16 protein-coding genes are annotated in these 21,475 nt (G+C 71.4%); 12 read left to right on the top strand and 4 right to left on the bottom strand.

What is annotated here, in order from left to right; genetic code table 11:
- Window positions 1-44: 44 nt before the first annotated feature.
- Both ACZ7G1_RS36075 and ACZ7G1_RS36070 read right to left on the bottom strand, forming a co-directional pair.
- A complete protein-coding gene (locus ACZ7G1_RS36075) occupies window positions 45-1,211 on the bottom strand; it encodes a trypsin-like serine peptidase (RefSeq protein ID WP_470880180.1) in 1,167 nt (388 codons plus the stop codon).
- A gap of 136 nt (window positions 1,212-1,347) precedes the next feature.
- Window positions 1,348-2,523: a trypsin-like serine peptidase gene (locus ACZ7G1_RS36070; RefSeq protein ID WP_470880181.1), complete on the bottom strand. Its 1,176-nt coding sequence runs from the start codon at window positions 2,521-2,523 to the stop codon at window positions 1,348-1,350.
- Window positions 2,524-2,852: 329 nt separating this feature from the next.
- Between ACZ7G1_RS36070 and ACZ7G1_RS36065 the strand changes: the two genes are divergently transcribed.
- The 5 genes from ACZ7G1_RS36065 to ACZ7G1_RS36045 all read left to right on the top strand — a co-directional run bounded on the left by ACZ7G1_RS36065 (window position 2,853) and on the right by ACZ7G1_RS36045 (window position 11,578).
- On the top strand, window positions 2,853-4,295 hold the full coding sequence (locus ACZ7G1_RS36065; RefSeq protein WP_470880182.1) for a diaminobutyrate--2-oxoglutarate transaminase: 1,443 nt from the start codon (window positions 2,853-2,855) through the stop codon (window positions 4,293-4,295).
- Window positions 4,296-4,440: 145 nt separating this feature from the next.
- Window positions 4,441-6,813, top strand: coding sequence for an IucA/IucC family protein (locus ACZ7G1_RS36060; protein WP_470880183.1), 2,373 nt, complete (start codon window positions 4,441-4,443; stop codon window positions 6,811-6,813).
- A gap of 168 nt (window positions 6,814-6,981) precedes the next feature.
- Entirely contained in the window at window positions 6,982-7,638 is a 657-nt protein-coding gene (locus tag ACZ7G1_RS36055; protein ID WP_470880185.1) for a GNAT family N-acetyltransferase, read from the top strand.
- A gap of 67 nt (window positions 7,639-7,705) precedes the next feature.
- The gene (locus tag ACZ7G1_RS36050; RefSeq protein ID WP_470880186.1) at window positions 7,706-9,544 is read left to right on the top strand and encodes an IucA/IucC family protein; all 1,839 of its coding nucleotides are present in this window, start codon (window positions 7,706-7,708) and stop codon (window positions 9,542-9,544) included.
- Between the two features lie 60 nt (window positions 9,545-9,604).
- The gene (locus tag ACZ7G1_RS36045; RefSeq protein WP_470880188.1) at window positions 9,605-11,578 is read left to right on the top strand and encodes an ATP-dependent DNA helicase; all 1,974 of its coding nucleotides are present in this window, start codon (window positions 9,605-9,607) and stop codon (window positions 11,576-11,578) included.
- A gap of 94 nt (window positions 11,579-11,672) precedes the next feature.
- Here ACZ7G1_RS36045 and lexA read toward each other — a convergent pair whose 3' ends face one another.
- Entirely contained in the window at window positions 11,673-12,461 is a 789-nt protein-coding gene (lexA, locus tag ACZ7G1_RS36040) for a transcriptional repressor LexA (RefSeq protein ID WP_017237805.1), read from the bottom strand.
- 433 nt (window positions 12,462-12,894) lie between these two features.
- On the opposite strand from lexA, the gene nrdR reads away from it, so the two are divergent.
- The 3 genes from nrdR to ACZ7G1_RS36025 all read left to right on the top strand — a co-directional run bounded on the left by nrdR (window position 12,895) and on the right by ACZ7G1_RS36025 (window position 17,483).
- Complete coding sequence (gene nrdR / locus ACZ7G1_RS36035; RefSeq protein WP_470880189.1) at window positions 12,895-13,404, top strand: transcriptional regulator NrdR; 510 nt, start codon at window positions 12,895-12,897, stop codon at window positions 13,402-13,404.
- 164 nt (window positions 13,405-13,568) lie between these two features.
- Window positions 13,569-16,460: a vitamin B12-dependent ribonucleotide reductase gene (locus ACZ7G1_RS36030; protein WP_470880191.1), complete on the top strand. Its 2,892-nt coding sequence runs from the start codon at window positions 13,569-13,571 to the stop codon at window positions 16,458-16,460.
- 282 nt (window positions 16,461-16,742) lie between these two features.
- A complete protein-coding gene (locus ACZ7G1_RS36025) occupies window positions 16,743-17,483 on the top strand; it encodes a class I SAM-dependent methyltransferase (RefSeq protein ID WP_470880192.1) in 741 nt (246 codons plus the stop codon).
- Window positions 17,484-17,556: 73 nt separating this feature from the next.
- Here ACZ7G1_RS36025 and ACZ7G1_RS36020 read toward each other — a convergent pair whose 3' ends face one another.
- Window positions 17,557-18,084: a TerD family protein gene (locus ACZ7G1_RS36020; RefSeq protein ID WP_470880194.1), complete on the bottom strand. Its 528-nt coding sequence runs from the start codon at window positions 18,082-18,084 to the stop codon at window positions 17,557-17,559.
- Window positions 18,085-18,226: 142 nt separating this feature from the next.
- On the opposite strand from ACZ7G1_RS36020, the gene ACZ7G1_RS36015 reads away from it, so the two are divergent.
- From ACZ7G1_RS36015 to ACZ7G1_RS36000, 4 genes are all read left to right on the top strand, one after another.
- Entirely contained in the window at window positions 18,227-19,057 is an 831-nt protein-coding gene (locus ACZ7G1_RS36015; RefSeq protein WP_470880195.1) for an arylamine N-acetyltransferase family protein, read from the top strand.
- A 42-nt stretch (window positions 19,058-19,099) separates the two neighbouring features.
- Window positions 19,100-19,705: a YdbC family protein gene (locus ACZ7G1_RS36010; RefSeq protein WP_470880197.1), complete on the top strand. Its 606-nt coding sequence runs from the start codon at window positions 19,100-19,102 to the stop codon at window positions 19,703-19,705.
- Between the two features lie 92 nt (window positions 19,706-19,797).
- On the top strand, window positions 19,798-20,457 hold the full coding sequence (locus ACZ7G1_RS36005) for a histidine phosphatase family protein (protein ID WP_470880199.1): 660 nt from the start codon (window positions 19,798-19,800) through the stop codon (window positions 20,455-20,457).
- Between the two features lie 12 nt (window positions 20,458-20,469).
- Window positions 20,470-21,381, top strand: coding sequence for an ADP-ribosylglycohydrolase family protein (locus ACZ7G1_RS36000; RefSeq protein ID WP_470880201.1), 912 nt, complete (start codon window positions 20,470-20,472; stop codon window positions 21,379-21,381).
- Window positions 21,382-21,475 lie beyond the last annotated feature (94 nt).

Below are 21,475 nucleotides of genomic sequence, written 5' to 3'. Positions count from 1 at the left end.
GCCTTCTGTCGTGTGGTCGGCCCGTCAGGCCGTCGTGCTCCGGGTCAGCGGGCGAACTTCTTGCTGACCATCTCGTGGGCCGCCTTGGCGCCCTGGCCGAGCTGCGGGCCGGCGAGCCAGCCGTTGCCGCCGGCCGGGCCGATCGAGGTGTTCGACACCAGCGCCGTCTTGCCGTTCGGCAGCACACGGAACCAGCCGCCGCCCGAGGAACCACCGGTCATCGTGCAGCCGATGCGGTACATCGTCGGCGTGGCCGGAGCGGTGGTGAGGCGCGTCGCCCGGTCCAGGCACTTGTGCATGATCATGCCGTTGTACGGAGGCGCCGCCGGGTAACCCCAGGCACCCACCGTCCCGGACTGCGCGGGCGTCGGAGCCGAGAAGTCGACGGGCAGCGCGGCCCCGACGGTCTCCTCAAGGGACTTGCCGCCCCGCTCCGGCTGCACGTGCAGCACCGCGTAGTCGTACGGCCAGGCCTGGTTCGTGCCGCCGCTGCGGAGCCACTCGCCCGAGGTCACGGCCCAGTCGGCCCAGAACTGGCCGTACGGGTACACCTCGTGCGGCTGGGCGTTGTTGAGCGCGGCGGGGGACTTGCCGAGGTCGTTGAAGGCCGGGACGAAGGTGATGTTGCGGTACCAGCCGCCCTTCTTGCCGGCGTGGACGCAGTGGCCGGCCGTCCAGACCAGGTTCGACTTCCCGGGCCGGCGCGGGTCCTTCACGATGGTGCCGGAGCAGACCATGGAGCCCTGGGGCGAGTCGAAGAAGATCTTGCCGACCGGGGCCGCGTTGCGGTGGTAGGGCGTCTTCTCGCGCTGCGCCTTGACGGGGCGGGGCGTCGGGTCGGTGCCGCCGGTGCCGGCCTGCGCGGTGATCGTCTGGTCCGGGCTCTTGGCCGACTGCATGCGGGTCGGGTCCCAGAGGCCCTCGATCACCGGGTTGACGAAGTCCTCGGCCTCACGGAGCCAGGTCTCCTGGTCCCAGTTCTTCCACTCGCCGTTCTTCCACTTGTCCAGGTCGACGCCGTGCTTCTTGAGCTTGTCGGCGAGGTCCTTGGCCAGGTCGCCGCCGGCGTCGTCACCGGCGGGCGCGGAGCTGCTGGTCCCGGCGGCCGGCTTGTCAGCGGCCGGGGTCTCGGTGGGGCCACAGGCCGTGGCGGTCAGCGCGAGCGCGGCGACCAGGCCGAGCGCGGCGGGCAGGACTCGTATGGAGCGCATCTATGAATTCCCCGTTGATGTTGCCATGGACGTGTCATGAGCGGTGCACAGTATGCCGGTCGGACCCGGCACGAGGGGGGCGGGGCCCGGAGAGTGTCCTGTCGATCGGACTCCGGGCCCCGCCACCGAACGCGGCCTAGCGGCCCGCGTACTTCTTGCTGACCTCGTCGAAGATGGCCTTGGCCTCGGGTCCGAAGCGCGGACCCGCGAGCCAACCCGCCGTCGACGGGCCGATCGAGGTGTTCGACACCAGCGCCGGCTTGCCGTCACTGCCCTGGGCGACCCAGCCGCCACCGGACGAACCGCCGGTCATCGTGCAGCCGATGCGGTACATCGTCGGCTGCTCCGCCTTCAGCGACAGCCGGCCCGGCTTGTCCTGGCACTGGAACATCTTCTGGCCGTCGAACGGCGGCGCCGCCGGGTAACCGGTCGCCGTCAGGCTCTTGACCTTCGGCACCGCCGGCGCGTTGAACTCCACCGGAAGCGCCGAACCGACCGTCTCCTCAAGGGACTTGCCCGAGGAACCCTTCTCCGGCGTCACCTGGATGACCGCGAAGTCGTACGGAGCGCCCGCGCCGCCCGTGGACGCGCCCTGCGAGATCCACTGGTCGGAGGTCTTCACCCAGTCCGCCCACCACACGCCGTACGGGGCGATCTGCTCGCGCGTCGCCTTCTCGAGCTCGGACGTCGGCAGCGCGGAGTCGTTGTACGAGGGGACGAAGGCGATGTTGCGGTACCAGCCGCCCTGCTTGCCCTTGTGCACGCAGTGGCCGGCCGTCCAGACCATGTTGGACTTGCCGGGGTGCGCCGGGTCCTTCACGACCGTGGCCGAGCAGACCATCGAGCCCTCGGGGCCGTCGAAGAAGACCTTCCCGGACTCCGGCGCGTTGGCGTGGTACTTCGCGTCCACGGCCTTCGCGCGGACCGGGTCCGGCGTCGGGTCGGTGACACCCTTGTCGCCGGAGATGTCCTCCTCCTCGACCGGCTTGTCGGGGCGCTCGGCCTCCCGCATCCGGTCCGGGTCCCAGAGGTCCTCGATGATCGGGTTGACGAAGTCCTTCGCCTCACGAAGCCACTTGTCGCGGTCCCAGTTCTTCCACTCGCCGTTCCGCCACTTGTCGACGTCGATCCCGTGCTCCTTCAGACGCTCCTTCAGGTCCTCCGGAATCTTGATCTTGTCGGCCGGGTTCAGGCTCGCGGGCGCGCTGGGCTTGTCTCCCGCGTTCTCCTCGCTCGGCCCGCAGGCCGTGGCGGTGAGTGTCAGCGCCGCGACGGCGGAAGCCGCCATCAGCAGCGGGCGAATCGATCGCATCTCGTGATCCCCCTGGGACTACGTCAACTTGTCCTACGTGTGCGTGGTGAAGGGCGGCCCCGCCCTCCCGGGCACGACCGACGGCCCCCACTATGCCGGTGCCGGAGGGGACGGTACGCGCCCCGTGAACGGTTCCGGGCACCGTTCAGCCGTTGTCGTGCCGTGATCCGGGACACGCCAAGATCTTGGCCCCGGCCCGTGATCCCGGGCAGTTCCCGTCGTTGGTACGTACGGGGGACACAACGGTGGCGTTCAGGACGGCCCTTTGCGGGCGGCTCCGCTCCGCCCCGATGTGCAACGCAACTGTTACCGCGGGAGGACACCGAGCCGTGGCCGTGACCGAATCAGCTCCGGCCGTACCACCGGCCGCCCGGACGCACACCCCGACGGACCAAGGGGGCGGGTACGAAGGCATCCTGGGCCGCCAGTCCCAGCGCGAGTCCGCCGCGCGGACCTACGCGCGCTCCCTGCCGATCGTCCCGGTGCGGGCCAGGGGACTGACCATCGAGGGCGCGGACGGCCGCCGTTACCTGGACTGCCTCTCCGGCGCGGGGACGCTCGCCCTCGGCCACAACCACCCCGTGGTCCTCGAAGCCATCAAGAAGGTCCTCGACTCCGGCGCACCGCTCCACGTCCTCGACCTCGCCACCCCCGTGAAGGACGCCTTCACCTCCGAACTCTTCGCCACCCTGCCGGGCGAACTCGCCGACGACGCCCGCGTCCAGTTCTGCGGACCCGCCGGCACGGACGCCGTCGAGGCGGCCCTCAAACTGGTCCGCACCGCCACCGGCCGGCGCGGCCTCCTCGCCTTCACCGGCGCCTACCACGGCATGACGGCCGGCGCCCTCGCCGCCTCCGGCGGCGCCGACGACGTCCGGGTCACCCGGCTGCCCTACCCGCAGAACTACCGCTGCCCCTTCGGTATCGGCGGCGAGCGCGGCGCCGAACTCTCCGCCCACTGGACCGAGAACCTCCTCGACGACCCCAAGAGCGGTGTCACCGCCCCCGCCGGCATGATCGTCGAGGCCGTCCAGGGCGAGGGCGGTGTCATCCCCGCCCCCGACGACTGGATGCGCCGGATGCGCCGCATCACGGCCGACCGCTCCGTCCCCCTCATCGTCGACGAGGTCCAGACCGGCGTCGGCCGCACCGGCGCCTTCTGGGCCGTCGAGCACAGCGGTGTCGTGCCCGACGTCATGGTCCTCTCCAAGGCCATCGGCGGCTCCCTCCCGCTCGCCGTCATCGTCTACAGGTCCGCACTCGACGCCTGGGAGCCCGGCGCCCACGCGGGCACCTTCCGCGGCAACCAGCTCGCCATGGCCGCGGGCGCCGCCACCCTCGCGTACGTCCGCGAGAACAAGCTCGCCCAACGGGCCGACACCCTCGGCGCCCACATCCTCGGCCGACTCCAGGCCCTCGCCGCCGCCCACCCCTGCGTCGGCGACGTCCGCGGCCGCGGCCTGATGATCGGCGTCGAACTCGTCGACCCCGAGGCGGCCGGACCGCACGACTCCGTCCCGCCCGCCGCCCCCGCCCTGGCCCGCGCCGTCCAGCAGGAGTGCCTCGCCCGCGGCCTCATCGTCGAACTCGGCGGCCGCCACTCCGCGGTGATCCGGCTCCTGCCCCCGCTCACCCTCACCGACGAGCAGGCCACCGCCGTCCTCGACCGCTTCGCCGACGCCCTGGCCGCGGCCGAACGGGCCCACACCCCCCGCCCGCCCGCCTCCCGCCGGGCCCCGGCCCCCCGGCCCGCCCCCGGGCCGTCCCACTGACCCGGACCGCCCCCGGCCCCACCCCTAGGAAGCCCCCGTGAACGCCACGCCCACCTCCCCGGCTCCCGAGACCGAGGCGCCCCTCCCCACCCAGGCCCCCACCTCCCCAGCCCCCACCCCTCTCACCTCCCCCACTCTCACCTCAGTGACCCCCAGCCCCGGCGCCCTGGACCCCGCCCTGCTGCACGCCGGCCCCGCGCCCGCCGCTCCCGCGTACGCGAGCCCGTCGGCCGCCGGCTCCGAGGCCCTGAGCTCCGCGCATGCCGGCTCGGCGTACGCAGGCCCGTCGGCCGCAGGCTCCGGGGCCCTTGGCTCCGCGCATGCCGGCTCGGCGTACGCGGGCCCGTCGGCCGCAGGCTCTGCGCACCCGGGCTCCACGCATGACGGCTCGTCGTACGCAGATCCGTCGTCCGCAGGCGCGTCGTACGCAGATCCGTCGGCCGCCGGCCCCGGGCACCCGGGCTTTGGGCAGACCGGCTCCGCGCACCCCGGCTCCGCGCACCCCAGCTCCGCGCACTCCGGCTCAGCCCACCCCGGCTCCGCCCACGCCGGCTCCGCCCACGCCGGCTCAGCCCATCCCGACTCCGCGCACCCCGGACCCGCCCACCCCGGACCCGCGCACCTCGGACTCACCCACCCAGGTAGCGCGCACCCGGGACCCGCGTACCCCGGTGTCAGCCCCGGGCAGGGCGGCCCCGCCGATGAGCCCACGGTCCCGCGCCAGCACTCCGGGCCGTACGACTCAAGGGCGCACCGCCCGGTTGTCGGGGACGCGGCCGGAGCGCGGGTCGCGGGCGCGGACCCGCTGGACGACCCCGATCCGCAGCGGGCCGCCGACATCGCCGCAGTGGAGAACCTCCTCCGGTGCTGGGTCCGGGAGAAGAACTTCCCGGCGCCTGCCTCGACGACCCTGCGCATTCCGCTCGACGCCAGTGGCACCGCCCTCCTCGTTCCCGTGCGCTACTGGTCGCCCACCGGCTGGCACCGCTTCGGCGCTCCCTCCCTCGAAGGGCTGCCCGCCTCTGCGCCGGCGGCGGACGCCGTCACCGTCGCCGCGCTGCTGAGCCGGGAGTCGGGCAGGCCGGAGGGCACCGAACTCGTCGGCAGGGTGGCCGACTCCGCGCGCCGTACGGCCGACTTCCTCGCGGAGCGCCGCCGGCGGCCCCAGCCGCACCCGGACGCCGACCTGTTCCTGGCGGCCGAGCAGTCCCTGCTGCTCGGTCATCCGCTGCACCCCACGCCCAAGAGCCGCGAAGGGCTCTCCGAGGCCGAGGCCCGGCTCTACTCACCGGAGCTGCAGGGCGCCTTCCCGCTCCACTGGATGGCCGTCGACTCCTCCCTCCTGGCCTCCGACTCCGCCTGGACGGAGCAGGGTCGCCCCGTCACCGCGGAGCAGCTGGCCGTCGCTCTCGCCGAGGGGCTCCAGCACCCCGCCGGCACCGTGCCGCTGCCCCTGCACCCCTGGCAGGCCCGCGAACTCCTGCACCGACCCGACGTCCGCGCGCTGCTCGACGCCGGGCTGCTCCACGACCTGGGCCTCCACGGCAGCCCCTGGCACCCCACCTCCTCGGTCCGTACCGTGCACCGGCCCGGCGCCCGGGCCATGCTCAAGCTCTCCCTCGGTCTTCGCATCACCAACTCCCGCCGCGAGAACCTCCGCAAGGAGCTCCACCGCGGTGTCGAGGTCCACCGGCTGCTCCGCACCGGTCTGGTCGACGAGTGGCAGGCCGCCCATCCGGGCTTCGACATCGTCCGCGACCCCGCCTGGCTCGCCGTCGACGCCCCGGACGGGACCCCCGTCCCCGGACTCGACGTCATGATCCGCCACAACCCCTTCGGCCCCGGCGACGACGCCGTCTGCATCGCCTCGCTCACCGCCCCCCGTCCCTGGGCCGGAAGCACCGCCATGCGCTCCCGGCTCGCCGACCTCGTCGGCCGGCTCTCCGCCCGCACCGGCCGTCCTGTCGCGGCCGTCGCCGCCGAGTGGTTCCTCCGCTATCTCGACCAGGTCATCCGCCCCGTCCTCTGGCTCGACGGCCACGCCGGCATCGCCCTGGAGGCCCACCAGCAGAACACCCTGGTCCTCCTCGACCCGGACGGCTGGCCGGTCGGCGGCCGCTACCGCGACAACCAGGGCTACTACTTCCGCGAGTCCCACCGCGGCGAGCTGGAGAGCCGCCTGCCCGGCATCGGTGCCGACAGCGACACCTTCGTCTCCGACCAGGTCACCGACGAGCGCTTCGCCTACTACCTCGGCATCAACAACGTCCTCGGCCTGATCGGCGCCTTCGGCTCCCAGCGCCTCGCCGACGAGCGGGTCCTGCTCGCCGCCTTCCGCAGCTTCCTGGCCTCCGCCACCAGCCTCGGCTCACCCCTGCCCCACCGGCTTCTGGAAGCCGCCACCCTGCGCAGCAAGGCCAACCTCCTCACCCGCCTGCACGGCCTGGACGAGCTCGTCGGCCCGGTCGACACCCAGTCCGTCTACGTCACCGTCACCAACCCCCTCCGCAACACCTGAACTCCCACCTGAACGCACGCCGGATCACCCATCCCGATCACCCATCCCGATCACCAAGGCCGATCGTCAGGCCTGATCGCCAAGCCCGATCACGCAGCCCGATCGTCAGGCCCGATCACCAAGCCCGATCGTCACGCCCGATCACACCGCCGAGAGGAGAGCGACTCCGTGTCACCCACCCGCCCACCGGCCGACCCGCCCGGGGACGACACGCTCGACCTGAGGCTCGACGACCTCGTCGCTCTCCTCGACGGCGACCTGCTCGACTCCGTCGCCGACTGGGGGCCGACCACCACACCGGTCGGCACCTTCCAGCTCGTCCCCGTGCGACTCGAACGGGATCTGCCGCTCCTGGCGCGTTGGATGAACGATCCCGCCGTCGCCGCGTTCTGGGAGCTCGCCGGCCCCGAGGCGGTGACCGCCGAGCACCTCCGCGCCCAACTGGAGGGCGACGGGCGGAGCGTCCCCTGCGTCGGCCTGCTCGACGCCACGCCCATGAGCTACTTCGAGATCTACCGTGCCGATCTCGACCCGCTCGCCCGGCATTACCCGGCGCGGCCCCACGACACCGGTATCCATCTGCTGATCGGAGGCGCCACCGACCGCGGCCGGGGGGTCGGCACGACGCTTCTGCGCGCCGTCGCCGATCTGGTCCTCGACCACCGTCCCCGCTGCACCCGGGTCGTCGCCGAACCGGACATCCGTAACACCCCCTCTGTCTCCGCCTTCCTCGGCGGCGGCTTCCGCTACGCGGCGGAAGTCGACCTCCCTGACAAACAAGCGGCGCTCATGATCCGTGACCGCGCGCTCCGTCACGTTCTGTGAACAACCCTCTGTCTTTCATACACCGCTCGGCCCACAGCGGTTCCCACTCCGAGGAGTCCTCGTGTCGATGTCCCCTGCACCCCACGACTCCGCTCAGCCCACGCCGCCCGCCCCGGCTCCCACGGACGCGTGCGACCCCGGCCCCCGGCTGTTCGCGCCCCCCGAGCTGACCGCCGCCGCCTGGACCCGGGCCTCCTCCCGCCTGCTCGCCAAGGCCCTGGCCGAATTCGCGTACGAGGAGATCGTGGAACCCGTACCGCACGGGGGCGGCGAACCCGACGAGCACGCGCTCCGGCTCGACGACGGCACCACGCTCACCTTCCGTGCCCGCCGGGGGGCCTACGGCAGCTGGCGGATCGCCGCCGACTCGATCACCCACGACGGCCGGCCCATGACCGACCCCTTCGACTTCCTGGTCCGTGCCCGCCGTCTTCTCGGGCTCGACGGCGCCACCCTCGGCCACCTCATCCGTGAGCTCTCCGCCACCCTCGCCGCCGACACCCGCCTCGACCACACGGCCCTCCCGGCCGCCAGCCTCGCCGACCTGACGTACGCCGAGCTCGAAGGCCACCAGACGGGTCACCCCTGGCTCGTCGCCAACAAGGGCCGCATCGGTTTCTCCGCCTCCGACGCCGCCCACTGGGCCCCCGAGGCCCGGCGCGCCACCCGGCTGCCGTGGATCGCGGTCAGCAACCGCCTCGCCGCCTACCGGGGCGTGGCCGGCCTCGACACCCCCGACCTCCTCTACGCCCAGGAGCTCGACCCCGAGGTCCACGCCGCATTCCGCGCCGAACTGAGCGCCCGCGGCCACGAACCCGACGGCTACCTCCTGCTGCCGGTGCACCCCTGGCAGTGGGACGAGATCCTGCTCCCGCTCTACGCGCCGGCCGTCGCCGCCGGGAGCGTCGTCCCGCTCTTCGCCGACGCCGACCTGCGCCTGCCGCAGCAGTCCGTCCGTACCTTCCTCAACGCCGACCGGCCCGACCGGCACACCGTCAAGCTCCCGCTGTCGGTGCTCAACACCCTCGTCTGGCGCGGGCTGCCCACCGAACGGACCCTCGCCGCGCCCGCCGTGACCGCCTGGGTGCACGGCCTGCGCGAGGGCGACGCGTTCCTGCGGGACGAGTGCGGGGTGATCCTCCTCGGCGAGGTCGCCTCCGTCACCGTCGAGCACCCCCTGTACGACCGGCTGCCCGAAGTCCCGTACCAGTACAAGGAACTGCTCGGTGCGATCTGGCGGGAGCCGCTGAGGCTGCCTCCGGGCGAGCGTGCCAGGACCCTCGCCTCCCTGCTCCACACGGACCCGGACGGGCGGGCGTTCGTCGCCGAACTCGTCGCACGCTCCGGCCTCGAACCCGCCGTCTGGCTGCGGCACCTCTTCGCCGCGCTGCTCCCGCCGCTGCTGCACTTCCTCTACCGCTACGGCACGGTCTTCTCCCCGCACGGCGAGAACGCGATCGTCGTCTACGACGGCGACGACGTCCCCGTACGTCTGGCGATCAAGGACTTCGTCGACGACGTGAACATCAGCGCCCAGCCCCTTCCCGAGCACGCGACGATGCCCGACGACGTACGCGCCGTCCTGCTGACCGAGGAGCCCGACTTCCTCGTGCAGTTCATCCATTCGGGGCTGTTCGTCGGGGTCTTCCGCTATCTGGCACCGCTCTGCGAGGAACAACTCGGAGTGCCCGAAACGGACTTCTGGTCCCGCGTCCGCGCGGAGATCGTCCGCTACCAGGGGCGCTTCCCGGAGCTGAAGGAACGGTTCGAGCTGTTCGATCTCCTCACCCCGCGCATCGAGCGGCTCTGTCTCAACCGGAACCGTCTGCATCTCGACGGCTACCGTGACCGGCCCGAGCGTCCGCACGCGGCCGTCCACGGCACCGTCCCCAACCCGCTCGCGTGACGCGCGCGCGTGGATCGACGTGATCGAGCTGTCAGTGGTGCCCCGTAGGCTGGAAGGGCTATGACGAAGCCATCCCTCCCCGACCTCCTCCACGCCGCCGTCTCCGCCGTCGGCGGCACGGAGCGACCCGGCCAGGTCACCATGGCCACGGCCGTGGCCGAGGCCATCGACGACAACTCCCACCTCCTCGTCCAGGCCGGCACCGGTACCGGCAAGTCGCTCGGGTACCTCGTGCCGGCGCTGGCCCAGGGGGAGCGCGTGGTGGTGGCGACGGCCACCCTGGCGCTGCAGCGCCAGCTCGTCGAGCGTGATCTTCCGCGGACGGTCGACGCGCTGCATCCGCAGCTGCGCCGCCGCCCGCAGTTCGCCATGCTCAAGGGCCGGTCGAACTACCTCTGCCTGCACCGGCTCCATGAGGGGGTCCCGCAGGACGAGGAGGACGGCCTCTTCGACCCCTTCGAGGCGGCGGCGCCCACCAGCAAGCTGGGCCAGGACCTGCTGCGGCTCCGGGACTGGTCGGACGAGACGGAGAGCGGCGACCGGGACGACCTGACGCCCGGTGTGTCCGACAAGGCCTGGGCGCAGGTCTCGGTCTCCTCCAGGGAGTGCCTGGGCGCGAGCAAGTGCGCGTACGGGGCGGAGTGCTTCGCCGAGGCGGCCCGCGAGCGCGCCAAGCTCGCCGATGTCGTCGTGACCAACCACGCCCTGCTCGCCATCGACGCCATCGAGGGCGCCCCGGTGCTCCCGCAGCACGAGGTGCTGATCGTCGACGAGGCGCACGAGCTGGTCTCCCGGGTCACCGGGGTGGCCACGGGCGAGCTCACCCCCGGGCAGGTCAACCGCGCCGTGCGCCGCTCGGCGAAGCTCGTCGACGAGAAGGTCGCCGACCAGCTGCAGACCGCGGCCGAGGGCTTCGAGCGGGTCATGGAGCTGGCGCTGCCGGGCCGCCTCGAAGAGATCCCGGAGGATCTCGCGTACGCGCTGATGGCGCTGCGCGACGCGGCCCGCGCCGTGATCACGGCTCTGGGCAACACCCGCGACCGGGCCGTGCAGGACGAGGACGCCGTGCGCAAGCAGGCCATGGCCTCGGTCGAGACCGTCCACGGTGTGGCGGAGCGGATCACGCAGGGGTCGGAGTACGACGTCGTCTGGTACGAGCGGCACGACCGTTTCGGCGCTTCGCTGCGGGTCGCCCCGCTCAGCGTCTCGGGCCTGCTGCGGGAGAAGCTCTTCACGGAACGTTCGGTGGTGCTGGCCTCGGCCACGCTCAAGCTCGGCGGCGACTTCAACGGCGTCGGGGCCTCGCTCGGACTCGCCCCCGAGGGCACCAAGGGAGACGATCTGCCCGTCTGGAAGGGCATCGACGTCGGCTCCCCGTTCGACTATCCGAAGCAGGGCATCCTGTATGTCGCCAAGCACCTCTCGCGCCCCGCGCGGGACGGGGAGCGGGGCGACATGCTCGACGAGCTCACCGAGCTGATCCAGGCGGCCGGGGGCCGGACCCTGGGGCTGTTCTCCTCCATGCGCGCGGCACAGCAGGCCGCGGAGGAGCTGCGGACCCGGATTCCCGAGCTTCCGATCCTGCTCCAGGGCGAGGACACCCTGGGTGAGCTGATCAAGAACTTCGCGGCCGATCCGAAGACCTGTCTCTTCGGCACGCTGTCGCTGTGGCAGGGCGTGGACGTCCCCGGGCCCAGCTGTCAGCTGGTCGTCATGGACAAGATCCCGTTCCCGCGTCCGGACGACCCGCTGATGAGCGCGCGGCAGAAGGCCGTGGAGGAGGCCGGTGGCAACGGCTTCATGGCGGTCGCGGCGACCCACGCGGCGCTGCTGATGGCGCAGGGCGCGGGCCGGCTGGTGCGGGCCACGGGTGACCGGGGTGTCGTGGCGGTCCTCGATCCGCGACTGGCCACGGCCCGGTACGGCAGCTATCTGAAGGCCTCGCTGCCCGACTTCTGGTACACGACGGACCGCAACCAGGTGCGGAAGTCCCTGGCGGCGATCGACGCGGCCTCGAAGAAGGCGAGCGACTGAGGCTCCGCCCGGCATTCCGGGGTCCTGCGGACACGGCAGGGCCCCGGGACCGGCGCAGTTGGTCCCGGGGCCCGGTCAGAGCCGGCGGGGTGGGTCACACCCGCCGGAGCACCGCCACGACCTTGCCGAGGATGGTGGCCTCGTCGCCGGGGATGGGCTGGTACGCGGCGTTGTGCGGGAGCAGCCAGACGTGGCCGTCCTCGCGCTTGAAGCGCTTGACGGTGGCCTCGCCGTCGAGCATGGCGGCGACGATGTCGCCGTTCTCCGCGACGGGCTGGCGGCGGACGGTGACCCAGTCGCCGTCACAGATCGCGGCCTCGATCATCGAGTCGCCGACGACCTTGAGGACGAAGAGCTCGCCGTCGCCGACCAGCTGCCGGGGGAGCGGGAAGACGTCCTCGACGGACTCCTCGGCGAGGATCGGTCCACCGGCCGCGATCCGGCCGACCAGCGGGACGTACGACGCGGCGGGCTTGCCCGTGGTGTCCGTCGGCTGGGTGTTCGGCTGGTCCGAGCCGCGTACCTCGTACGCCCGGGGGCGGTGCGGGTCACGGCGGAGGAAGCCCTTGCGCTCGAGGGCCATCAGCTGGTGAGCCACCGACGACGTGCTGGAGAGGCCCACCGCCTGCCCGATCTCGCGCATCGACGGCGGGTAGCCGCGGCGCTGGACCGAGTCGCGGATGACTTCGATGACCCGACGCTGCCGGTCGGTCAGCCCGGAGCTGTCGGCCCTGATGCCTGGAGGTCGCCCGGGGAGGGCGCGGGCGGGTCGCCCGGGCTCCTCGCCGTTCATGCTTGCGTCATTCATGGCGTGCACCGGCTCGAGTCGGCCCTGGGAGCGGTCCTGGGCGGTGATGGTGGCACTGTCTGCGGTGGTGGTCACGTCGTCGGCCCCTCTCGAATGGTCTCCCTGGCTGGCACAACGGTAGTAGCTTTCGAAAGGTTGCGCCAAACACACGTTCGAGTGAAAAATCGCAGATTGCCTTACGCCTGTTTGTACGGGGGTGTATGAGCGCTCTCACGCGCGGCCGTGACGCGGTCGCGGCACGGCCTCGCCGCGGCGTCGCGGGCCTCCGCCGTGCCCCCCAGTGTCGCATCCGCGGGGCCGGAATCCCGGCAGCGGGGGGCCTGCGACACGCGCGGGGCCCAGAATCGCCCGCAACCCAAGATCTAGTGGTTGTATGGCACCGGCCACCCAGGGGTTGTGGTCCTCGGTCTGCCGAGGGCGCACGCATCGCCTATGCTGGTGGTCGCTTCGCAGGGCCTTGACGGGCCGGTGAGGCTCATCAGTCGTGCCGTGAGGAAGGGTCGGAACCTTGCATTGCCCCTTCTGCAGGCACCCTGACAGCCGTGTCGTCGACAGTCGCACCACCGACGACGGGACGTCGATCCGTCGCCGTCGTCAGTGCCCCGACTGCTCCCGTCGTTTCACGACGGTGGAGACGTGCTCGCTCATGGTGGTGAAGCGCTCCGGCGTCACCGAACCCTTCAGCCGCACCAAGGTCATCTCCGGCGTCCGCAAGGCGTGCCAGGGGCGACCGGTCACCGAGGACGCCCTCGCCAAGCTCGGCCAGCGGGTCGAGGAGGCGGTGCGCGCCACCGGGAGCGCCGAGCTGACCACCCACGACGTGGGTCTGGCCATCCTCGGCCCCTTGCAGGAGCTCGACCTCGTCGCGTACCTGCGCTTCGCGTCCGTGTACAAGGCCTTCAACAGCCTCGAAGACTTCGAGGCCGCCATCGCGGAGCTCCGCGTGCGGCCTCCCGCTGAGAACACCGGGACCGGTGTGACCCCCGAGGTCCCCGTTCCCGCCACCGCCGCCGACTGATCGGCGGTCCGGGCCGACCGAGGCCCGGCGACCGGCCGCCGTGCGGCCCGGCAGACGTGCCCCGAGCGACCCGCGCGGTCCTCGTGGCAGCAGTACAGACAGAAGACGGTGCCCTGGGACTATCTGGGCGCCAAAGTGTGTTTTGCCCGTATATGGGAGGCGGCATGACAGAGACGGCGAGCGGCCCGGCACGTGGTTCCCGCACCAAGGGAGCCAAGTCGGCGAGCAAGGGCCTGCGTATCGAGCGCATCCACACCACCCCCGGCGTGCATCCGTACGACGAGGTGGCCTGGGAGCGCCGTGACGTCGTCATGACCAACTGGCGCGACGGCTCGATCAACTTCGAGCAGCGTGGCGTCGAGTTCCCCGACTTCTGGTCGGTGAACGCGGTCAACATCGTCACCAGCAAGTACTTCCGCGGCGCTGTCGGCAGCCCGCAGCGCGAGACCGGTCTCAAGCAGCTCATCGACCGGATCGTGAAGACGTACACGAAGGCCGGCGAGGACTACGGCTACTTCGCCTCGCCCGCCGACGCCGAGATCTTCGAGCACGAGCTGGCCTACGCGCTCCTGCACCAGATCTTCAGCTTCAACTCGCCGGTCTGGTTCAACGTCGGCACGCCGCAGCCCCAGCAGGTCTCCGCCTGCTTCATCCTGTCCGTCGACGACTCCATGGAGTCGATCCTCGACTGGTACAAGGAAGAGGGCATGATCTTCAAGGGCGGCTCCGGCGCCGGCCTGAACCTCTCCCGCATCCGCTCCTCCAAGGAGCTGCTCTCCTCCGGCGGCAACGCCTCCGGCCCCGTCTCCTTCATGCGCGGCGCCGACGCCTCCGCCGGCACGATCAAGTCGGGCGGCGCGACCCGCCGCGCGGCCAAGATGGTCATCCTCGACGTCGACCACCCCGACATCGAGGACTTCATCGAGACCAAGGTCAAGGAGGAGGAGAAGATCCGCGCCCTCCGTGACGCGGGCTTCGACATGGACCTGGGCGGCGACGACATCACGTCCGTCCAGTACCAGAACGCCAACAACTCCGTACGCGTGAACGACACGTTCATGAAGGCCGTCGAGTCCGGTGGCAAGTTCGGCCTCACCTCCCGCATGACGGGTGAGGTCATCGAGGAGGTCGACGCCAAGTCGCTCTTCCGCAAGATGGCCGAGGCCGCGTGGGCCTGCGCCGACCCGGGCATCCAGTACGACGACACGATCAACCACTGGCACACCTGCCCCGAGTCCGGCCGCATCAACGGCTCGAACCCGTGCAGCGAGTACATGCACCTGGACAACACGTCCTGCAACCTCGCCTCGCTGAACCTCATGAAGTTCCTCAAGGACGACGGCAAGGGCAGCCAGTCCTTCGACGTCGAGCGCTTCGCCAAGGTCGTCGAGCTCGTCATCACCGCGATGGACATCTCCATCTGCTTCGCCGACTTCCCCACCCAGAAGATCGGCGAGAACACCCGCGCCTACCGCCAGCTCGGCATCGGCTACGCCAACCTCGGCGCCCTGCTGATGGCGACCGGTCACGCGTACGACTCCGACGGCGGCCGCGCCCTCGCCGGTGCCATCACCTCCCTGATGACCGGCACCTCGTACAAGCGCTCCGCCGAGCTCGCCGCGGTCGTCGGCGCGTACGACGGCTACGCCCGCAACGCCGAGCCGCACCAGCGCGTCATGCAGCAGCACGCCGACGAGAACACCAAGGCCGTCCGCGTGGACGACCTGGACTCGCCTATCTGGGCCGCCGCCACGGAGGCCTGGCAGGACGTGATCCGCCTCGGCGCCAAGAACGGCTTCCGCAACGCGCAGGCCTCGGTCATCGCCCCCACCGGCACCATCGGTCTCGCGATGTCCTGCGACACCACCGGCCTCGAGCCCGACCTTGCCCTGGTCAAGTTCAAGAAGCTGGTCGGCGGCGGCTCGATGCAGATCGTCAACGGCACCGTCCCGCAGGCCCTGCGCCGCCTGGGCTACCAGGAGGAGCAGATCGAGGCGATCGTCGCCCACATCGCCGAGCACGGCAATGTGATCGACGCCCCCGGCCTGAAGACCGAGCACTACGAGGTCTTCGACTGCGCCATGGGCGAGCGCTCCATCTCCGCGATGGGCCACGTCCGCATGATGGCCGCCATCCAGCCCTGGATCTCCGGCGCCCTCTCCAAGACCGTGAACCTGCCGGAGACGGCCACGGTCGAGGACGTCGAGGAGGTCTACTTCGAGGCGTGGAAGATGGGCGTCAAGGCGCTCGCGATCTACCGCGACAACTGCAAGGTCGGCCAGCCGCTCTCCGCCAAGAAGAAGGAGGACGAGAAGGCCGAGGTCACCGCGAAGTCCGAGGCGACGATCCGCGAGGCCGTCGAGAAGGTCGTCGAGTACCGCCCGGTCCGCAAGCGCCTCCCCAAGGGCCGCCCGGGGATCACCACCTCCTTCACCGTCGGTGGCGCCGAGGGCTACATGACCGCCAACTCCTACCCGGACGACGGTCTCGGCGAGGTCTTCCTGAAGATGTCCAAGCAGGGCTCGACCCTCGCGGGCATGATGGACGCCTTCTCCATCGCCGTCTCCGTCGGTCTGCAGTACGGCGTCCCGCTGGAGACCTACGTCTCGAAGTTCACCAACATGCGCTTCGAGCCGGCGGGCATGACGGACGACCCGGACGTGCGGATGGCGCAGTCGATCGTCGACTACATCTTCCGTCGCCTGGCGCTCGACTTCCTGCCGTTCGAGACCCGCTCCGCCCTCGGCATCCACTCGGCCGAGGAGCGTCAGCGCCACCTCGACACCGGCTCGTACGAGCAGGCCGAGGACGAGGTCGACGTCGAGGCGCTGGCCCAGTCCGCGCCCCGCGCCCAGGAGCTGAAGGCCGTCGCGGCCCCGGCCCCGCAGGCCGAGGTCCCGGCCCCGAAGCAGGCGCACACCTCGGCGGAGCTCGTCGAGATGCAGCTCGGCATCAGCGCCGACGCCCCGCTCTGCTTCTCCTGCGGCACCAAGATGCAGCGCGCCGGCTCCTGCTACATCTGCGAGGGCTGCGGCTCCACCAGCGGTTGCAGCTGACCCGCTGACGCGTAGCTGAGAAAGGGTGCCGGCCATGTGCCGGCACCCTTTCCGTCGTTTCCCGGCTCCCCCAGGCCCATCCCGTGCCCGAACGCCCCCAGGAACACTGGATCCGCGCGCGGGGTGGGCCGTAGACACGAATGGGGTGGGGGGTGGATCTTCGTGGGTTTCGCCAGTACCGGGGGGTGGAGGGGGTGGGGGAAGACTGGGTGGCGAAGGCCGCGGGGCCCTTGGAGGGGCGGTGGCCGGGAATCCGACGGAGTCACAGGGGAGGGCGGCACGATGGGTGTGCAGCAGTACGACGGGATCGGTGAGGCGTTCGAGGGGTTCAAGGCGCTGCCGGCGGTGCGGTACGGGGAGGTGCCGAGCTTCCTGGCGATGGTGGGGGATGTGCGGGGCAGGTCGGTTCTGGACCTGGCGTCGGGGACCGGGTTCTACAGCAGGGAGTTCAAGCGGCGGGGGGCCGCCGAGGTGTGTGGGGTCGACATCTCCGGGGAGATGGTCGCGGTGGCCAGGGAGCTGGAGGAGCGCGAGCCGCTGGGCGTGCGCTACGAGGTCGGTGACGCGGCCGAACTGGGGGCGCTCGGGCAGCGCTTCGACCTCGCGGTGGGCGTCCAGCTGCTCAACTACGCGCCGGACATCGCGGCCATGGAGCGGATGTGCCGCAAAGCCCACGAGCACCTGGCGCCCGGTGCCGAGCTCTTCCTGTTCAACCAGTCGCCCGACTACGACTTCGCCGGACCCTCGCTGGCCAAATACGGCTTCGTCACCGAGCTGACCGGCGAGCAGGCCGAGGCGGGACCGCGGGTCCGGACCACCGCGCTGCTCGACCAGCCGGTGACGATCGTCAGCACGTTCCCGCGCCGCGAGGTCTACGAGAAGTGTCTCCGGGCGGCCGGATTCAGCGAGCTGACCTGGGTCCCGGTGGAGGTCTCCGAGGCGGGCGTCGAGGAGTACGGCGCCGACTTCTGGGCGGACTTCCTGGCCAACCCGCCCCTGGAGATGCTGCGCTGCCGCGTCTGATCCGATCCCCGCGGGGTGTCCGGAGGCGCCGGCCGGATGGTCGGCGCCTCCTTTCGTGGGTGCGTGGCCCGCGTCAGGCCCGCGCGGTGCCCAGGAGCGTGGCGAAGGTCTGCGGGTCGGCGTCGAAGCCGTGGCTGACCGGGCGGTACGACCAGCCGTCCCCGTCGCGCGTGAACTCCACGACCGTCGCCGACAGGGCCTCCGGCACGTCCGCGAAGTCGTGCGTCAGCAGGTCGTCGTACCCCTCGCGGACCCGTATGCCGGCGTTGGTTATGCGGCCGAAGGCGAGCCGCCCGCCGTTCTGCTGTATCGCCACGCCCACCACCACACGCGCGTACTCCGAGGAGAGCCGGTCGAGCTCCAGGGTCATGGCCTCGTCGTAGCCGAAGCCCTGGCCCGTACGGCTGTCGCGGTGGAGGGTGATGGTGCCGTCGGGGGAGCGGCTGCCGAAGTGCACCAGGTACACGGGCTCCCCGTGCGGATCGGCCGCCGGGAAGACGCCCGCGACGAGGTCCAGGTCGTGGGCCGGAGAGCCGGCCGGAGCGGGGTCCCACCTGAGCGTCACCTCGACCCGCCGCACACCCTTGTTGAGTCCGCTCATCGTGCTTCCCCTCTTCCTGTGCGCCCCCGCGCACCCCTCGCCGCGTCTCGTCCACCTGCCGAAATGCCCGTGGTCGTGGGCTGATTGCTCATGGTGTCATGGGGCTACGACAGAGGACCCGGCGCTTGAGGGGGAGAGCGGTTTGTGGAGTGGTGACGAGCTGGATCTCGACGCTTATCTGGCTCGAATCGGATACGACGTACGGCGGGACGGCGAACTCGCCCACGATCTGGGGACGCTGACGGCCCTTCACCGGGCGCACGTCGACGCCATTCCGTTCGAGAACCTGGACGTCGCCCTCGGACGGACGGTGCCCCTGGACCTCAAGAGCCTCCAGGACAAGCTCGTCGAGCGGCGCCGAGGGGGCTACTGCTACGAGCAGAACTCGCTCTTCGCCGCGGCCCTCGAACGGATCGGGTTCACGGTGTCCGGTCGCGGAGCACGTAACCGCTCGCGCGGAACGGCGCTGACGCCGGTCACGCACGCGCTGCTCGTCGTCACGGTGGACGGCGAACCGTGGCTCGCCGACGTGGGATTCGGCTGGCAGGGGCCGTTGGAGCCGGTGCCGCTGCGCGACGGGGCGCGGGTCGAGCAGGGCGGCTGGACGTTCGGTGTCGGTGTCGAGGACGAGGGCATCCACGTACTGCGCTCCTTGCGGCCGCAGGGCTGGACCGACCTGTACGCCTTCGCGCCGCAGACCCTCTATCCCGGCGACTTCACCGTCCTCAACCACTACAGCTCCAGCCATCCGCTCTCGCGCTTCCTCGGCCAGGTCGTCGCCCAGCGGCCCGGCGCCGACGTGCGCAGGGCACTGGTCCGCGAGACGCTGACGGCCGTGCGGACCGACGGTTCCACTGAGGAAACGGTGGTGACCGCGTCCCGGTTGACCGCCGTGCTTGCCGCCGACTTCGGGATCGAACTGGACAACGAGGAGCGCGCGGGACTCCAGCGTCTGCACCCGGCGGGGGTCTGAGAGGGGCTGCCGGGGCGCTCTCCCGCCCCGTACCATGGCGCGGTGCTGGTCAAGTGGATTCGCTGCATCGTGACGGACCGTCGAGGGTTCGAGCGGGGACAGCGGAAATGGGCGGGGCTGCTCGGTGAGCCGGGATTCCGGGGACAGGGCGGCGGGTGGAGCCGGGCTCGACCGGACGTCGCCCACATCTTCGCGTTCTGGGAGAGCCGGGCCTTCTACGACTCCTTCATGGCGCGGTCGCACGATCGTTTGGCGGCCTCGCAGATGGGCACGTTCAAAGACATCCAGGTCAAGCTGTTCGACCACCGCTTCGACGTGAAGACGGGGTTCGAGCCGCGGTTCTCCGACGCCGACGTGGCACGGGTCGCGCACTGCCGTGTCCACGAGGACCGCGCCGAGCACTTCGCGCTCATGCAGGAGAAGGTGTGGAACCCGGCGATGGCCGGCTCACCGGGCATGCTCCGGGGCCTCTTCGGGGAAGCCCCCGGCAGCGAGTTCCTGGTGCTCTCGATGTGGCACTCCGCCGCCGAGCACGGCAAGTACCGGGCGGAGCGCATCGAGCGCCTCGGGCTGCGCGCCCGCACGGCCGCCGACGTCGCCGCGCTCTCGGGCGACGTCGTCCAGCTCGAACCGGCGTGGACGGTGTGAACCGGATGGTGCGCTCCTGCCTCGTACACCGTATGGAGGCCGGGTGCGGGCCCGGCCGAGCCGGTCGGGAGCCCGCGATCTAGGGTCGGGGTATGGCAAGACCGCGGCGCATCGTTCTCGTACGGCACGGAGAGTCCGAGGGCAATGTCGATGACACGGTGTACGAACGCGAGCCCGACCATGCGCTGAAGCTCACCGAGAAAGGCCTGCGCCAGGCCGAGGCGACGGGGGAGCGGCTCAGGGAGCTCTTCGGCGACGAACCGGTAAGCGTCTACGTGTCGCCGTACCGCCGCACCCACGAGACCCTCAGGGCCTTCCGGCTGCCCCCGGGCCAGGTCAGGATCCGGGAGGAGCCCCGGCTGCGGGAGCAGGACTGGGGGAACTGGCAGGAGCGGGAGGACGTGCGCCTGCAGAAGGCGTACCGGGACGCGTACGGGCACTTCTTCTACCGATTCGCGCAGGGCGAGTCGGGGGCGGACGTCTACGACCGGGTCGGGGCCTTCCTGGAGAGCCTCTACCGCAGCTTCGAGGCGCCCGATCACCCGCCGAACGTCCTGCTCGTCACCCACGGACTGACCATGCGCCTGTTCTGCATGCGCTGGTTCCACTGGACGGTCGCCGACTTCGAGTCGCTGTCGAACCCCGGCAACGCCGAGACCCGCGTCCTCCAGCTCGGCCAGGACGGCCGGTACCGCCTGGACAGGCCGTTCGAACGCTGGTGTACCCCGGAACCGTACGGCTACACCGGATAGAGTGGCAGAGCGATGACCGCTGACTCCTCACTCGACCGGCGCTTCGACCGCGCCCTGGCCAGCCTGCGCGGGCTGTCCGTGGGAGACGCCCTGGGCTCCCAGTTCTTCGTACCCGCCAACTATCCCCTGCTGAAGCGGCGCGAGCTGCCCGCCGGCCCCTGGCAGTGGACCGACGACACCGAGATGGCCTGCTCCGTCCTGGCCGTGCTCGTGCACCACGACCGGATCGACCAGGACGCCCTCGCGCTGTCCTTCGCCCGGCACCACGACTTCGACCGCGGCTACGGCCCCGCGGTCAACCGGATGCTCCGGCTCATCCGGGAGGGTGGCGACTGGCGAGAACTTGCCGCCGCGCTCTTCAAGGGCCAGGGCTCCTGGGGCAACGGCGCCGCCATGCGGATCGCCCCGCTCGGCGCCTGGTACGCGGACGACCCGGAGCAGGCGACGCACCAGGCCGAGATCTCCGCGTACACGACCCACCAGCATCGGGAGGCCGTGGTCGGTGCCATGGCCGTCGCCGCCGCGGCGGCGCTCGCCGCCGACCCCGCCGGACCGCCCACGCCCGAGGCGCTCCTCGACGGGGTCATCGCCCTGGTGCCGCGTTCCGCGGTCGGGGCGGGCCTGCGCAGGGCCCGCGACATGCTCGACTACGGCGATGTGGGTACGGTCGCCGCCGTGCTCGGCAGCGGCCGGCGGACGAGCGCCCACGACACGGTGCCCTTCGCCCTCTGGTCGGCGGCCCGGGGCCTCGGCGATTTCGAGCGGGTGTTCTGGACGACCGCGCAGGTCGGCGGTGACGTCGACACCACCTGCGCCATTGCCGGAGGCGTGGTCGCCGGCGGCGAGGCCGGCGCGCCGCCCGCCGACTGGCTGCGGCAGACCGAGGCGCTGCCCGACTGGGTCCCGGACGGGGCGCCCGCCTGACACCGCCTTCGCCGCGGCCGTACGAGGTGCGCCGGGCGTTGATCGACGTGAGAGGTCCCTCGGGGTTCGAGGGACCTCTCACGCTTTCGGACGC

Source organism: Streptomyces sp. NPDC037273, assembly GCF_055603625.1.
This window is presented reverse-complemented; position numbering and strand designations above follow the sequence as displayed.